A 14,840-nucleotide genomic window follows, 5' to 3' on the forward strand; every position below is an offset into this window, starting at 1 on the left:
AAAACTTTAGTTCTTTCATATTAAAAGAGCTCAAGTCACAATAAATAAATTTATATGTATGCGATGATAAAGAGTAGTACATATTGAGGCAATTTCAGAGAGCTTGTGGTTGGTGTAAACAAGTAATTGTGCAATATGGAATGGACTTTTGAGCACCAAACCGAACCGAAAGTAGTAGGCTTTGGCGTTATATCCAAACGTTATTATGGATTAGAGAGATTTCACAGTAGTGAAATAATTAGGGTGGTACCGCGGTCCATTCGTCCCTATAGTTTTTGGGGATGAATGGGCTTTTTTGTTTGCCTTCTCTTCCCTATCACGCATTCAATCAAATTTAGGAGGAATTACTTATGTCAGTTATCTTTTCAGGTATTCAACCAAGTGGAACGATTACACTTGGAAACTATTTAGGAGCTATGAAACAGTTTACAGAACTTCAAAACGAACACGACTGTTATTTCTGTATTGTAAACCAACACGCGATTACAGTACCTCAAGACCCTGTACAACTTCGCAAAAACATTCGCAGCCTTGCTGCACTTTATGTAGCATGCGGCATTGATCCTGAAAAAGCTACTTTATTTGTACAATCAGAAGTACCAGCACACGCTCAATTAGGATGGATCATGCAATCTGTTGCTTACGTTGGAGAATTAGAGCGTATGACACAGTATAAAGATAAAGCTTCAGGTAGAGATTCAGTTCCAGCTGGATTACTTACGTATCCACCATTAATGGCTGCTGATATTTTACTTTACAACACTGAAATCGTCCCTGTTGGTGATGACCAAAAACAACATATGGAATTAACACGTGACCTAGCAGAGCGTTTCAACAAACGCTTCCGTGAAGTGTTCACAGTTCCTGAAATTCGTATTCCAAAAGTAGGAGCTCGCGTTATGTCATTAACAGAACCTACGAAAAAAATGAGTAAATCTGATCCGAATCCAAAATCAATGATCAGTATGCTTGATGAGCCAAAAACAATTGAAAAGAAAATTAAGAGTGCTGTAACCGATTCTGAAGGTATCGTGAAATTTGATAAAGAAAACAAACCTGGTATCTCTAACTTATTAACAATCTACTCTTCATTCTCAGGAAAAACAGTAGAAGAAATCGAAGCAATGTACGAAGGAAAAGGATACGGAGACTTCAAAGGCGACCTAGCGCAAGTAGTCGTAGAAGCAATTCGTCCAATCCAAGACAAATATAACGAACTAATTAGCTCACCAGAACTAGACGAAATTCTAGACAAAGGTGCCGAAAAAGCAAACCGCGTTGCATTCAAACAACTACGCAAAGTAGAAAACGCAATGGGACTAAGCAGAAAACGTAGGTAACATATAAAGCGGAGGTAGCTCATTCAGCTCTGACTGGCTAAGGTTCTTTCGTATAGAAGACGCTTTTTGTCTTCTTATGCGGAAGGTTCTTAGACACGAAGAGCTTGCCGCTGGAGCTAGATTACTACAAAATTAAAAAACCGCCAATTGGCGGTTTTTTAATTTACCTTTTGTTCATTTTCCATTTCCCATAACTTTTCAAAGAATGGCTGTCCTTTTACGAGACGCTCGCATAATTGTTCATGTTTCTCAGACCAGCCAGCTTTCGCTTCATCATACAGTCTAGCCCAAATATCTTCGAACTCCATATGTTGAACCGTTCCATATGCTGATGGATCCCACTCTGTGTACCAATAGCGAATTTCTGCTGTATTTTTCGTTGTATGTAATTGATCTAACGCCATAAATAATAATTGTTTTAGCTGTCTTTCTTTACGAGTCAATCCATTCATAATGAAAGGCGATGGTGATAAAATGTGATGTTCTTTTTCTGTTTCTTCTACTTGGAACTCATACTTTTCTGCTTGTACGTTTTCTACCATCTCATATACCATCTGTTCTTGGCGTGGTATAAGTCTACTTTTGCGAATTGGTACATTGTAACCAATTGTGTCAATCGCAATAATTCCTTTTCCATCTGTAACAACAAAGCAATACTCTTGCTGCAAGCGTTCATGATTTTTACGAATATAGGCCTTATGATGTACGTCTTCCAGCATTTTTTGCGGAAGCTCTAACAATTCGTTCTCGATGTAATGATATAATGTGGCATCTACTTTTAATAATGGCACTTGATCTAATAGCTCAATCGTATCATCTTTCCGCCATTCGTAAAAATGACAAACGTTATACCCATTCTCTTCACCTTCAAACCAATTTACCCATACATCATGTAGATATAACATTCACTACCCCTCACTTCACTACTGTTTGTACCAATCATTATGTTCATTTTTGCTTAACTTTATTCCACTTAAGGAAATATATTCTAATTATTATTTTTTCTTCTATTTAATATAAAAAAAACAGGAGGTATAGCTCCTGTTTTCTCATGAAACATGAAATGCATTTGCTTTACTCAATATTCCTTTCGCATCTATAGATAACAAAGAAAGTGTATCCTCCCCTTTAAATGCTACACAATCTTTTACAATATGAAATCCAAGTGCATAACCAAGCATTTTCGGGTAAGAATGGAGGCCATTTAATAAAATGTCATGCTCCCTTGTTCCTCGTTTTATACTTATTCTTCCTTGTACAACGTTTTTCCAATAATAAATTGCTTCTTCTTTTGAAAGGTACGTCGTCCACGGAGCATTACTTTTTTCTGTATACCTTTCGGTTACTGCTTGCTCAGCTAATCCTTCCATAATCATCGTATCAAGTAGTGTATAATCTGTTTCTTTCGTCTCAATTTGATGTAGCCTGCATATATGATGGTATTCATGTGCTAATAACGCTTTTAATTCTTCTATCGAATTTCTTCCGCATACAAATAAGAAAATAACATGCCGCATAGATACTCCAGCCTTCCCGTTATACTCTTCCTGCACTGTCCGATTATAGGAATCTGATAATAAAATAAAGATAGGGACATCCGGACCTTTCAACCAATTTTTCAATTTATCATACTCCAGGCTCAACTCTTTCCAAATTCCCTTTTCCTCTAACTCTTTAATTTCCTTTTCTCCGCGCATAACCGGGCGATACATGCCTTTTGAAATTAAAAAGCGATACAACCTTTCTTTTGGCAACGGAATATACTTCGTAAATTTCTCACAAAGCTTTTCTGGCCGTCCATAATATAAATGTAACCATTCAGCTGTTTCAATAACCCCCATCTTTATCCCTCCTTTTTCTTATGTATATGCTACAGAAGAAAAAGGCGTAAAAATAAATAAGGAGTTTTTTCGCAATATGCTACGAAAAAACTCCTTATTTCATCTATTATTTGTACGATTTAAATACTAACACTGCGTTATGACCACCGAATCCTAATGAGTTACTTAATACTGCGTTTACTTCTTGGTGTCTCGCTTGATTCGGTACGTAATCTAAGTCACATTCTGGATCTGGTGTTTCATAGTTAATTGTTGGAGGAATTACTCCCTCTGTAATTGATTTAATAGAGAAAATCGCTTCAACAGCACCAGCTGCTCCTAATAAGTGACCTGTCATTGATTTCGTTGAGCTAATCGCTACTTTATACGCGTGCTCACCGAAGGTTTCTTTAATTGCCATCGTTTCATACTTTTCATTCGCATCAGTACTTGTACCGTGCGCATTAATGTAATCAATATCTTCTGGCTCTAGACCTGCATCAGCTAAAGCTTGACGCATTGCACGCACGCCGCCTTCACCACCAGGAGCAGGCATTGTAATATGGAATGCATCTCCAGTTGCACCATAACCAGCAATTTCCGCATAAATGTGAGCACCGCGTGCTAATGCGTGCTCTAATTCTTCAAGAATTAGAATACCTGAACCTTCACCCATTACGAAACCACTACGGTTTTTATCAAATGGACGGCAAGCCGTTGCTGGGTCTTCATTAAATGTTAATGCTTTCGCTGAGCTAAATCCTGCGAATGCCATACTTGTTAACGGCGCTTCTGCTCCACCTGTAATCATTGCATCAGCATCACCACGCTGAATTGCTTTAAATGCATCACCAATTGAGTTTGCACCAGATGCACAAGCCGTTACAGAACAAGTGTTAATTCCTTTCGCTCCTGTCGCGATCGATACTTGACCTGCTGCCATGTCTGGAATCATCATCGGTACGAAGAATGGACTAACGCGTCGTGGACCTTTCTCAGTAAAAATTTTAAATTGCTCTTCGTATGTTTCCATACCACCAATACCAGAACCAATCCATACACCAATTCGAGGTGCATTTTCTTCTGTAATTTCAAGCTTTGCATCCGCAACTGCCATTTTTGATGCTGCTACTGCATATTGTGTAAAGCGGTCCATACGGCGCGCTTCTTTTTTATCAATATATTTCTCGACTTCAAAGTCGTTAATTTCCGCTGCTACTTTTGCTGGAAATAGTTCTGGATCAATTCTTGTAAGTCGTCCGATTCCAGATACACCCTTTTTAACGTTTTCCCATGCTGTTTCAACATCTGTTCCGACCGGTGTCACAGCTCCTAGTCCTGTAATTACGACCCTCTTTTTTTCCATACAAAATACACTCCTTTTTTTCTCTCAGTCCTTATTTACCCCAACGAAGAGCGACTGCTCCCCATGTTAATCCACCGCCGAAACCAACAAGTATAATTAAATCACCGTCTTGAATACGTCCGTTTTGCAATTCCTCTACCATTGCAATTGGAATTGAAGAAGCTGATGTATTACCAAACTTTTCAATTGTCATACTCATTTTTTCTTGCGGTAAATTCAATCGCTCTCTTGCTGACTCCATAATACGAATGTTTGCTTGATGCGGCACTAAGAAATCCACATCCTCTTTCGTAAGACCAGCCTTATCTAACACGCGTAGACAAGAATCGCCCAGTTGACGAACAGCAAATTTAAAGACTTCTCTGCCATTCATCATAACATACTCGTCTTGATATAGATGCTTGCCACCACTTCCGTCTGCTCCTAATTCGAAAGATAAAACGCCTCTTCCTTCTGAAACAGCTCCCATTACGACAGCGCCAGCTCCATCTCCAAATAGTACTGCTGTATTTCGATCATTCCAGTCTACAATTTTAGATAATTTATCACTGCCAACTACTAATACATTTTTATAAGTTCCCGTTTGAATAAATTGCTGCGCTGTAATCATTCCGTACATAAAACCAGCACACGCTGCACTTACATCCATTGCAGCTGCATGTTTCGCCCCAATTGCTTCTTGAATTACACAAGCTACCGCTGGAAAAGCACGATCTGGCGTTACTGTCGCTACTAAAATAAGATCGATATCCTCTCCGCTCACCCCTGCATCCTCAAGTGCTTTTTTAGAAGCCTCTACGGCCATATATGAAGTATCTATTGTATCATCGGCAATGCGTCTTTCTGCAATTCCCGTTCTCGTACGAATCCATTCATCAGATGTATCCATTATTTTCTCTAAATCGTGATTTGTGACTACTTTTTCCGGCACATATCTTCCGATCCCTAAAATGCCCACGTTCACATCGCAGCCCTCCATTTTATATCAATTATTATGACTTGGTACTAATTTTAAAACATAAATGTATTTTTGTCTAGAATATATTTCGCATAAAACATAAAGCTAACGCATTATTCACTTTATTTTTCATTAAAAGAATCAGAAACATACCTTTTCGTATTTCATTCCAAATAAAAAGGCTCGAACCGCTTCTACTCACGGTTCGAGCCTCTCCCCCATCAAAAAAGAAGGATTTTATTCTTTATCTGCTTTTCCAAGCTCATAAGCTTCGTTCATAACTTTCATTAACAACTCTAACACCGGCTGTGCTTTCTCCATATCAAGCGCAATTCCATTATCATCTAAGATTGCTTTTGCCTCTGGTAAATGTTTCATTGCGATTTGTAAAAACTGCATACTTTTTTCGTTCATATTATACTCTTCCTCTCCATTAAAACTTTCACATACAATAGTGTAACACGCGTGCTACCCTTCGTATAACTCTTTATATTTTTTCATATGTGCCAATTGTTTATTTAAACCATATTCTAACGGGGTATTTCTTTTTATTGAAATGACTTCAATAGCCTCATCTCTTACTTCGTTATTCTTTTTATTTACTTTATCATCCGCGCGTAAAAGGTTCATGCCTTTTTCCCATAATGACTGTTTACCACTAAGTAAATTGTATATACCAAGATGCGCTCCGTTCATTCCATTTTCCCATAAGTATTCACATACATCTTCAATGTAAAGTAAATCGCTTCCTTTTTCCTCACTCGTACAACAGCACGCTTTGTCGTCTAATTCTGATAAAATGAGCTGATGATACATCATAAAGGATGGTTGCCACGGTCCATATAATGTAGGAACTCGAAATACACTATATTGTAAATCCCCTTTTTTTAATCCTTCTTCTACTTTCAAAAATAGGCGTTTATTTTCCGATTCATCTGTGCTTCCTACTTCAATAGAAGAAATTAAATTCAACTTCACTTTCTGTTCTTCACACATTCTTATAATTCGCTTTAAATATTGTAATATGACTCTTTCATTCCGAAATCCACTTTGCTGATTTGGCTCATATAAGCAAAAGTAAACAGTATCGAATCTCTCTCCCTCTACTGATCTCCATCCATCTTCATCTCTTATTGAATAATACGTAAATAACGCATTTCGCCCAATTAACAATAACTTCTCTTCATTAATTTTGGTTATACTATCGAATTCATCAAAATCAAGCCCATACACTTCTACTTCTTCTTCCATCATTTTATTCACAAGGTGATAACCTACAAACGTAAGTGCACCTATTATCAGCACGCGTTCCATACCACCAACCCTTTCCCTTTGAAACAAATAGCTCCTCATTTATGTATATGGGAGCTTCACAATTCTTCTTCATATTTTTTAAAGAAATCGGTCGTTTGCTTAACCATTTTATATTTCACATCTTGCAGATGGAATAAGACAGAAGTATCACATTGATTGAATTGCCTCATTTTCTCATATTTACGCAACTGTTGTTTTCTTCCTCTTTTTTCTTGTGTTGATACAAAAATTTTAACAGGTACACAAGATGGAAGAAGCGTAAATGATTTCTTATTTATTTTCAATTCTAGTTCTTCTTCTTTGGAATCATACGCCGTACTTAATTCCTTCACTAATCTTTTATAAAAAAACTTATGCTCTTTCTCAAACTCCACATATTCCGGTAAATCTAAACACGGATTTAACATAACAACAGAACGTATACATTCAGGATATCTGTTCATCATTTCAAGTGCCACAAGCGCTCCCATACCATCTGCCATAATGTGCATTTTTGCATTTAACGTCTCTTTTCTCAAAACAACATCATACAAACGTTTTGCTAGACGAACAGATTGGTCGTTTCCCCAATGTCTTCCGTATAAATTAGAGGAAAAGACCGTGTAGCCTTTCTCAATAAGGCCATGTAAAAAATAAGATTTACCCGCATGTTGTGTCCATAAACTTGTACCATTCTCAATAAAGTAGTTGTAATCACCGAGAAGCATAACCGAAAATCCATTTGGCTTCTCCGGTAAATAAATGACACATGGTTCTTTTTCTAAGTAAAAAAAACGTTCCGTAATACTCATTTTTCCCCCGCCTTATTTTCTAAACATATAAAACCACTCTTTTATAATGTATGAACGGAATGCAAATTTGCGTTGAAAAATCTACAAATATTTTTCTATATTCTTTTTTCAATTGTGTTACAATAAGGACAGATTGAACGAATAGAGGTGTAAAATATGCGTTTCATTTGGGCATTAATTTGGTCGTTCTTACTTGTACATATGATGAGCTATGTAATCGGTTCTATGACTGGCGGTACATACGACTTTAACCAAGCGTCTATTTTCTCAGTTGTTCTTGCTGTATTAGTACTAGCAATTTCAGCTGCAATTCCAAACGAGCCAGTAGAACAACACTAAAAAAAGAGTCCGGATTTTATCCGAACTCTTTTTTATTTTTATTTCACATGAACAACTAATTCGTTATTTTCTACATCGACAACTACGTGACTATTGTCAGTAATTGTTCCTGCAATTAATTCTCGCGCTAATTTCGTTTCCACTTGACGTTGTACGTATCGTTTTAACGGACGAGCTCCATACATCGGATCAAAGCCAGCTTCTACAACGAATTCTTTTGCTACGTCTGTTAATTCTACTGTAATATGACGGTCAGCTAAACGACCTTGTAATTCTTTTACAATTTTATCAACAATACCTTTAATTTCATTCGTTGTAAGAGGTTTAAATAAAATAATTTCATCAACACGATTTAAAAATTCAGGTCGGAAATGCCCTCTTAATTGGCCCATTACAAGGTCTCTTGATTCCTCTTTAATCGAACCATCTTCTTCTAATCCATCTAATAAGTGCGCAGATCCAATATTTGAAGTCATAATAATAACTGTGTTTTTAAAGTCTACTGTACGACCTTGCGAATCTGTAATGCGTCCATCATCTAACATTTGTAGTAAAATGTTGAATACTTCTGGATGTGCTTTTTCAATTTCGTCTAACAAAATAACAGAATACGGTTTACGTCTTACTGCCTCTGTTAATTGACCACCTTCTTCATATCCTACATATCCAGGAGGTGCACCAATTAAGCGTGATACAGCGTGTTTCTCCATATACTCAGACATGTCAATGCGAATCATTTGCTCTTCACTATCGAATAAAGACTGCGCTAACGTTTTTGCAAGTTCTGTTTTACCAACACCTGTAGGGCCTAAGAAAATGAAGGAACCAATTGGACGATTTGGGTCTTTAATACCAGCGCGAGCACGAAGAACTGCGTCTGATACTAAACCTACTGCTTCCTCTTGTCCGATGACACGCTCTGATAAAATCTGCTCTAAGCGTAGTAATTTCTCGCGTTCACCTTCAACGAGTTTTACTACAGGAATACCAGTCCAGCGTGAAACAATATCCGCAATTTCTTCTTCACTTACTTCCTCACGTAATAAACGATTTTCTTGCTTATTATGCGCGCCCATTTCTTCTGCTTCTTTTAGTTCTTTTTCAATCGCAGGGATTTTTCCGTGCCGAAGTTCGGCCGCTTTATTTAAATCGTAATTACCTTCTGCTTCTTCTAATTCACGGCGCAGACGTTCTAAATGTTCACGTAAGTCACGAACTTTGTGAATGTCTTCTTTTTCTTTCTCCCATTTCGCTCTCATACCACTTGCAACTTCTTTTAAATCTGATAGTTCACGTTGCAACGTTTTAAGACGCTCTTGGCTACCACGATCTGTTTCTTTTCCAAGAGCCGCTTCCTCAATTTCTAACTGCATAATACGACGCGTTACTTCATCTAATTCTGTTGGCATAGAATCAATTTCTGTACGAATTGTTGCGCACGCCTCATCAACAAGGTCAATTGCTTTATCTGGTAAGAATCGATCTGAAATATATCGATCTGATAAAACTGACGCTGCAACAATAGCACGATCATGAATATTTACACCGTGATAAATTTCAAAACGCTCTTTTAATCCACGTAAAATTGAGATTGTATCTTCAACAGTTGGTTCTTCTGCTAATACTTGTTGGAAACGTCTTTCTAACGCTGGATCTTTCTCAATATATTTACGATATTCATCTAATGTCGTTGCACCAATACAATGCAGTTCACCACGCGCAAGCATTGGTTTTAACATATTCCCTGCATCCATCGCACCTTCTGTTTTACCGGCGCCAACGATTGTATGAAGTTCATCAATAAATAATAAAATACGACCTTCACTCTTTTTAATTTCATTTAATACAGCTTGTAGACGCTCTTCAAATTCACCACGGAATTTCGCACCAGCTACAAGTGCACTCATATCTAACGCAAAGATCGTTCTATCTTTTAGCCCTTCAGGTACATCTTTTTTCACAATACGCTGCGCTAATCCTTCAACGATTGCTGTTTTACCAACACCTGGCTCACCAATTAAAACAGGGTTGTTTTTCGTTTTACGTGAAAGAATGCGAATGACACGTCGAATTTCACTATCCCGGCCAATAACAGGATCAATTTTTCCTGCTCTCACTTCTGCCACTAAATCACGGCCATATTTTTCTAACGCTTCATAAGTTGCTTCTGGATTTTGATTAGTCACTCTTTGATTCCCCCGAACTGTCATTAAAGACTGTAATAAGTTATCTTCCGTAATATGAAATCTTGTAAATAATTGACTGATATCGCCTTTTTCTTCAGAAAAAGCAAGCAATACATGTTCGATTGAAATATAATCATCTTGCAGTTTTTCTGCTTCCTTCTCTGCTCTTACAAGCAGTTGTTGCAGAGCGTTCGTTACATACAATTTTCCAGCTTCCGCACCGCTCCCCGTTACAGAAGGTTTCTTTTTAATTAAGTTTTCTATACCTTGCTTTAATGCTTCTATATCAACATTCATTTTTTGAAATATACGTACTGCTAATCCATCTTGCTCTTCTAATAATGCAAGTAATAGATGAACAGTATCCACCTCTTGGTGATGATGAGATACCGCTAAAGATTGGGCACTCATAATCGCCTCTTGTGTTTTTGTTGTCATTTGATTTAAGTCCATCTTTACAGCCCCCCAAATGTTTGACTTTCTTTGACCTTTGATTTGATTATACGCCAACTGACTTTTTTATACAATAAATTTGCCTATGTATTTTCAAACTTATTATTGGAAAAAGAAAAAAGGAGCATTCATTATGCTACTTAAAAAAGTACGATAAATTACATTATGTAACGACAAAAAAGCCGCAATAAAGATTGCGGCTTCTGTTACGGTTTTCTTTTATATGTCCACTGGCGGTTATGATTCGTGTTATCTGGAAACTTTTCACCGGCAGTTAATTGTACCATTTGCGGATTTTTCACCATACTTCCCGTTTCACCAATTTCTACGTAAATGCCATCATTCGGCGCTTTTTGTCCAGAACGAAACCTGCGATTTTGTCCCATCTTCATTCTCCTTCCATGACGTCTTGCCTCATTAGTATATCCATTTTAAAAGAAAGGTTTTCTGTCATGTTTAGGAAACAGGTACTACATCTCATTCTTGTACATATATATGAATGACACAAGCTTAGGAGGGAATTCCTTTCCTATTTGTAGAAAAAAAGAAACCAACCTACTCTAGGCTAGTTTCAAAGGAGAGTCAAACATATACGAGAAGATTACATGTTCATTATATGCCTCATCACACGAGCAATGTAACCCTTTTCACATTTTGTACATAATGAAAGAAACATTATTTGAACTTTCTAAAAAGATGTTGACTTTTCTTAATTTCCAACGAGAAATAGTAGACACCGCAGTACTTCACGACGTAAGATGGATATATAGTGAAATTCCCATCTATGGTGGTCTCACCCAGTCTAACCTCTTATTTCTGCATATTAAAAACGGAAATACAGATAGAAACAAAAAAATTATTATAAGAGGTGAAATTATGAACAAACAACATTTAATCGCATTAGACTTAGACGGCACTTTATTAACAGACAACAAAATAATTTCCACTCGAACGAAACATACAATTGCAAAAGCAAAGGAACAAGGACACGTTGTCGTTATTTCAACAGGACGTCCATTCCGCGCTAGTTATGATTACTATAAAGAACTAGGTCTGAATACACCTATCGTAAACTTTAACGGTGCGTACGTACACCATCCTCTTGATTCAAACTGGGGTATACATCACTCCCCTCTTGAGCTAGCAACAGCCCAAGAAATTGTACGAGCTTGCTTTGATTTCGGCGTAAAAAATATATACGCTGAAGTTATGGATGATGTGTATGTTCGTGAAATTGATGAAGATAAAAAACACATTTTCGAATTCGGTTCTCCTAAGATTTTTACAGGAGACTTATTAAATATTTTAAATGATCATCCAACTTGCTTATTAATTGACGCACATGACGAGCATTCTACTGCAATTCGTCAACATTTAACTGATATGCATGCGGAAGTAATCGACCATAGAAAATGGGGCGCACCTTGGCCGATTATTGAAATTGTAAAAAGCGGATTAAACAAAGCGGTCGGATTACAAAAAATTTCTAGTCATTACAACATTCCACAAGAGCGAATTATCGCTTTCGGTGACGAAGATAATGATTTTGAAATGATTGAATTTGCTGGTCACGGCATCGCAATGGGAAATGCCATCCCTGAATTAAAATCACTTGCAAACCATACGACGTTAACGAACGAAGAAGATGGTATTGCTTTATATTTAGAAGAGGTCCTTGGGTTGTAATCTAAAAATTCCCTGCTTATAGTTTCCTGCCAAATGCTCATACTATAATTAGACGCAAGACATATCGCGTCGATTGTTTTCAGCTAAATAAAGGGGGTTTTTCGAATGGGTAAAAAGAACAAATCAAAACGTTTTATCCAACAAGGAGCCGATGCTGTTATGAAGCATGATGCAAGATTCCCGTACAGAGGTACATTAGCTGAGGCAGAAAAAGCAAGAAGTAACTCTTCTTTTGGAGGGGTTTAAATGGGGAACTTACTATTCCAACAAGCTAGAGATGCTGTTGAAAATGCCGTATCTTGTTCAAGCGGTACTGAGCAACAAGATCTCGTGTATAGAGCAAAAAATGCTTTGCAATCCGCTTACGCAAACTCTTCAACCGCTGAAAAAGTTCAGCTACGTGAAATGCAAGAGCAATTGCAAAACATTACGAATTTGCATTAAAAAAGAGGACCAACTTCGGTCCTCTTTAATCTTTCCGAAACAATCCGAACACCCCAACTGTTTGCAGTATATTTGTAAATGCACTTGGGTCCACTTGTTTAATAATCCTCTCTAATTCGTATAACTCGTAACGGGTAATAACCATCATTAACATTTCTTTATTTTCATTCGTATAAGCACCTGTTGCTGGTATCGTTGTAATCCCTCTTACTAATCGCGAGTGAATTGCCTTTCGTACGTCTGCCCCGTTTTTCGTAACGATTAATGCTGTTATTTTCACATGGCGGGTATGAATCGCATCTATAATTCTCGTTGACACATATAAAGTCACTAACGTATATAATGCTTTTTCCCACCCGTACACATATCCAGCAGCGATAATAATCAGTGCGTTAAAGAAGAAAAAATATGTACCAACAGGCTTATCTTTTATTTTTGATAAAATCATGGCGATAATATCTAATCCACCTGTAGAAGCACCCCACTTTAAAGCAATCCCTACCCCAATCGCCGAAATAATCCCGCCAAAAATTGCATTTAATATGATGTCGTTCGAAACTGCTCTAACAGGGATGATTTCTAGAAACAAAGTCATAAATATAACACAAAGAAAACTAAAAAAAGTGAAGGCCTTTCCAACCTTTTTCCACGCTAAAATAACGACAGGAATATTAAACAAACTAAACAACACTCCCGTAGATATATGAATAGATAAAAAATCACCTAATATTTGTGATAATAATTGAGACAATCCAGCAAAGCCACTCGCGTACACTTTCGCTGGTGTTAAAAACAAATTCATTCCAATCGCATTTAATAAGCCTGCGATGATTACAACAATTAATTTCTTAATAAGTTCGGTATAATTCAACTTCAAATCCATCTCTAATCCACCTTTCCCCTTCATGAATGCACCGCTATACATAGTCTTTACGAAAAAGGAAATGATAAACGTACAACGTTTAGAAATGGAGTTGATACATATGCCACATACGAGTGATAACGACAAAAAAGCACGCGATAACAATGCAAAACGCGCACAAAAAAATGAGCAAGAACAAAAAAATATTCAGCAAGGTAAGCGAGCATACTCAAAAAAGACCGATCACCTTTGATTCCACCGTACATCAACAATTATGTTGATGTACTTTTTTTACATTTTGCAGGAAAAAAACATTAAAAATTCACTTCATGTTCACTTCTATATTCTACAATAGCGATAACATATTCGGATGAGGTGTTGGCATGAGAGGGAAACATATTTTCATTATTACTGCACTAATAAGTATATTGATGCTATCTGCTTGCGGACAAAAAAATGGCGCATCTACAGTCGCTACAGCAACAGACTCGACCGTTACGAAGGACGACTTCGAAAAACAGTTGAAAGATCGTTATGGAAAAGACATGCTATACGAAATGATGGCACAAGACGTCATCACAAAAAAATATAAAGTACCTGATGAAGATGTAAATAAAGAAGTAGAAAAAGTAAAAAAACAATATGGAGATCAATTCAAAAAAGTATTAGAAAACAATCGTTTAAAAGATGAAGAGGATTTCAAAAATCAAATTAAGTTCAAACTCGCTATGAATGAAGCGATTAAGAAAAGCATTACAGAAAAAGACGTGAAAGACCACTATAAACCAGAAATTAAAGCGAGTCACATTTTAGTAAGTGACGAAAATGAAGCGAAAGAAATAAAGAGCAAACTAGATGCCGGTGCTTCATTTGAAGAATTAGCAAAACAAGAATCACAAGATTTACTATCAAAAGATAAAGGCGGAGACCTTGGATACTTCAATTCAGGTACAATGGCTCCTGAATTCGAAACCGCTGCCTACAAACTAAATGTTGGACAAATTAGCAATCCCGTAAAATCATCGAACGGTTATCACATTATTAAATTAACTGATAAAAAAGCTTTAAAACCTTACGATGAGGTAAAAAACTCTATTCGCAAAAACTTAGAGGAAGAACGCACTGCTGATCCTGCATTCAGCCAAAAATTATTACAAGAAGAATTAAAAAAGGCAAATATTAAAATAAACGATAGTGATTTGAAAGATACATTTACTCTTGTTTCTACACAAGGAAATTAAAAAAAGCACAACCTTATCTTTTTTAATAAGGTTGTGCTTT

At 36.9% G+C, this 14,840-nt stretch carries 17 protein-coding genes and 1 other annotated feature; of the genes, 7 read left to right on the top strand and 10 right to left on the bottom strand.

Going from position 1 to position 14,840, the window contains the following annotated elements; translation table 11 throughout:
* Positions 1-54 precede the first annotated feature (54 nt).
* Positions 55-271: a binding site (T-box leader), on the top strand.
* Between the two features lie 79 nt (positions 272-350).
* Positions 351-1,340 (top strand): tryptophan--tRNA ligase, encoded by a 990-nt coding sequence (gene trpS, locus COK05_RS12735; RefSeq protein ID WP_000110997.1) that lies wholly within the window; start codon positions 351-353, stop codon positions 1,338-1,340.
* Between the two features lie 158 nt (positions 1,341-1,498).
* Here the strand turns inward: trpS and COK05_RS12740 are convergent, their stop codons facing one another.
* The 7 genes from COK05_RS12740 to COK05_RS12770 all read right to left on the bottom strand — a co-directional run bounded on the left by COK05_RS12740 (position 1,499) and on the right by COK05_RS12770 (position 7,589).
* Positions 1,499-2,245 carry a YjbA family protein gene (locus COK05_RS12740; RefSeq protein ID WP_000966129.1) on the bottom strand — a complete coding sequence of 249 codons (747 nt, stop codon included), beginning with the start codon at positions 2,243-2,245 and terminating at the stop codon, positions 1,499-1,501.
* 144 nt (positions 2,246-2,389) lie between these two features.
* Complete coding sequence (locus COK05_RS12745) at positions 2,390-3,181, bottom strand: DUF2268 domain-containing protein (protein ID WP_098612862.1); 792 nt, start codon at positions 3,179-3,181, stop codon at positions 2,390-2,392.
* 106 nt (positions 3,182-3,287) lie between these two features.
* Positions 3,288-4,526, bottom strand: a complete 1,239-nt coding sequence (gene fabF / locus COK05_RS12750) for a beta-ketoacyl-ACP synthase II (RefSeq protein ID WP_098612863.1) — start codon at positions 4,524-4,526, stop codon at positions 3,288-3,290.
* 31 nt (positions 4,527-4,557) lie between these two features.
* A complete protein-coding gene (fabH, locus tag COK05_RS12755) occupies positions 4,558-5,490 on the bottom strand; it encodes a beta-ketoacyl-ACP synthase III (RefSeq protein WP_098612864.1) in 933 nt (310 codons plus the stop codon).
* A gap of 231 nt (positions 5,491-5,721) precedes the next feature.
* A complete protein-coding gene (locus COK05_RS12760) occupies positions 5,722-5,898 on the bottom strand; it encodes a ComZ family protein (RefSeq protein WP_001986215.1) in 177 nt (58 codons plus the stop codon).
* Between the two features lie 54 nt (positions 5,899-5,952).
* On the bottom strand, positions 5,953-6,825 hold the full coding sequence (locus COK05_RS12765; protein ID WP_141539071.1) for an NAD-dependent epimerase/dehydratase family protein: 873 nt from the start codon (positions 6,823-6,825) through the stop codon (positions 5,953-5,955).
* Between the two features lie 29 nt (positions 6,826-6,854).
* On the bottom strand, positions 6,855-7,589 hold the full coding sequence (locus COK05_RS12770) for an alpha/beta hydrolase (RefSeq protein WP_098612866.1): 735 nt from the start codon (positions 7,587-7,589) through the stop codon (positions 6,855-6,857).
* Between the two features lie 156 nt (positions 7,590-7,745).
* On the opposite strand from COK05_RS12770, the gene COK05_RS12775 reads away from it, so the two are divergent.
* On the top strand, positions 7,746-7,928 hold the full coding sequence (locus COK05_RS12775; protein WP_001211116.1) for a YjzD family protein: 183 nt from the start codon (positions 7,746-7,748) through the stop codon (positions 7,926-7,928).
* A gap of 38 nt (positions 7,929-7,966) precedes the next feature.
* Here the strand turns inward: COK05_RS12775 and clpB are convergent, their stop codons facing one another.
* Both clpB and COK05_RS12785 read right to left on the bottom strand, forming a co-directional pair.
* Positions 7,967-10,567, bottom strand: coding sequence for an ATP-dependent chaperone ClpB (gene clpB / locus COK05_RS12780; RefSeq protein ID WP_098612867.1), 2,601 nt, complete (start codon positions 10,565-10,567; stop codon positions 7,967-7,969).
* A gap of 206 nt (positions 10,568-10,773) precedes the next feature.
* Positions 10,774-10,953: a YjzC family protein gene (locus tag COK05_RS12785; protein WP_000531422.1), complete on the bottom strand. Its 180-nt coding sequence runs from the start codon at positions 10,951-10,953 to the stop codon at positions 10,774-10,776.
* Between the two features lie 490 nt (positions 10,954-11,443).
* Between COK05_RS12785 and COK05_RS12795 the strand changes: the two genes are divergently transcribed.
* From COK05_RS12795 to COK05_RS12805, 3 genes are all read left to right on the top strand, one after another.
* Complete coding sequence (locus COK05_RS12795) at positions 11,444-12,253, top strand: Cof-type HAD-IIB family hydrolase (RefSeq protein ID WP_001041241.1); 810 nt, start codon at positions 11,444-11,446, stop codon at positions 12,251-12,253.
* A gap of 105 nt (positions 12,254-12,358) precedes the next feature.
* Positions 12,359-12,499, top strand: coding sequence for a hypothetical protein (locus COK05_RS12800; RefSeq protein WP_000516816.1), 141 nt, complete (start codon positions 12,359-12,361; stop codon positions 12,497-12,499).
* Positions 12,500-12,697: a DUF3813 domain-containing protein gene (locus tag COK05_RS12805; RefSeq protein WP_000527407.1), complete on the top strand. Its 198-nt coding sequence runs from the start codon at positions 12,500-12,502 to the stop codon at positions 12,695-12,697.
* Between the two features lie 25 nt (positions 12,698-12,722).
* On the opposite strand, the gene COK05_RS12810 is transcribed toward COK05_RS12805, so the two are convergent.
* Positions 12,723-13,580 carry a YitT family protein gene (locus COK05_RS12810; RefSeq protein WP_098612868.1) on the bottom strand — a complete coding sequence of 286 codons (858 nt, stop codon included), beginning with the start codon at positions 13,578-13,580 and terminating at the stop codon, positions 12,723-12,725.
* A gap of 100 nt (positions 13,581-13,680) precedes the next feature.
* On the opposite strand from COK05_RS12810, the gene COK05_RS12815 reads away from it, so the two are divergent.
* Both COK05_RS12815 and prsA read left to right on the top strand, forming a co-directional pair.
* Complete coding sequence (locus tag COK05_RS12815) at positions 13,681-13,812, top strand: DUF3941 domain-containing protein (protein WP_001120847.1); 132 nt, start codon at positions 13,681-13,683, stop codon at positions 13,810-13,812.
* A 130-nt stretch (positions 13,813-13,942) separates the two neighbouring features.
* Positions 13,943-14,800: a peptidylprolyl isomerase PrsA gene (gene prsA / locus COK05_RS12820; protein WP_098612869.1), complete on the top strand. Its 858-nt coding sequence runs from the start codon at positions 13,943-13,945 to the stop codon at positions 14,798-14,800.
* Positions 14,801-14,840 lie beyond the last annotated feature (40 nt).

It is taken from the genome of Bacillus cereus (assembly GCF_002567495.1).
Lineage (GTDB): Bacteria > Bacillota > Bacilli > Bacillales > Bacillaceae_G > Bacillus_A > Bacillus_A cereus_AQ.

Bases quoted from the DNA above. Each gene is read 5' to 3' on its own strand.
- COK05_RS12740 (WP_000966129.1), bottom strand. From the start codon at position 2,245: ATGTTATATCTACATGATGTATGGGTAAATTGGTTTGAAGGTGAAGAG.
- COK05_RS12745 (WP_098612862.1), bottom strand. From the start codon at position 3,181: ATGGGGGTTATTGAAACAGCTGAATGGTTACATTTATATTATGGACGG.
- COK05_RS12810 (WP_098612868.1), bottom strand. From the start codon at position 13,580: ATGGATTTGAAGTTGAATTATACCGAACTTATTAAGAAATTAATTGTT.
- prsA (WP_098612869.1), top strand. From the start codon at position 13,943: ATGAGAGGGAAACATATTTTCATTATTACTGCACTAATAAGTATATTG.
- COK05_RS12805 (WP_000527407.1), top strand. From the start codon at position 12,500: ATGGGGAACTTACTATTCCAACAAGCTAGAGATGCTGTTGAAAATGCC.
- COK05_RS12815 (WP_001120847.1), top strand. From the start codon at position 13,681: ATGCCACATACGAGTGATAACGACAAAAAAGCACGCGATAACAATGCA.
- COK05_RS12770 (WP_098612866.1), bottom strand. From the start codon at position 7,589: ATGAGTATTACGGAACGTTTTTTTTACTTAGAAAAAGAACCATGTGTC.
- clpB (WP_098612867.1), bottom strand. From the start codon at position 10,567: ATGGACTTAAATCAAATGACAACAAAAACACAAGAGGCGATTATGAGT.
- COK05_RS12795 (WP_001041241.1), top strand. From the start codon at position 11,444: ATGAACAAACAACATTTAATCGCATTAGACTTAGACGGCACTTTATTA.
- COK05_RS12785 (WP_000531422.1), bottom strand. From the start codon at position 10,953: ATGGGACAAAATCGCAGGTTTCGTTCTGGACAAAAAGCGCCGAATGAT.
- COK05_RS12760 (WP_001986215.1), bottom strand. From the start codon at position 5,898: ATGAACGAAAAAAGTATGCAGTTTTTACAAATCGCAATGAAACATTTA.
- COK05_RS12800 (WP_000516816.1), top strand. From the start codon at position 12,359: ATGGGTAAAAAGAACAAATCAAAACGTTTTATCCAACAAGGAGCCGAT.
- fabF (WP_098612863.1), bottom strand. From the start codon at position 4,526: ATGGAAAAAAAGAGGGTCGTAATTACAGGACTAGGAGCTGTGACACCG.
- COK05_RS12775 (WP_001211116.1), top strand. From the start codon at position 7,746: ATGCGTTTCATTTGGGCATTAATTTGGTCGTTCTTACTTGTACATATG.
- trpS (WP_000110997.1), top strand. From the start codon at position 351: ATGTCAGTTATCTTTTCAGGTATTCAACCAAGTGGAACGATTACACTT.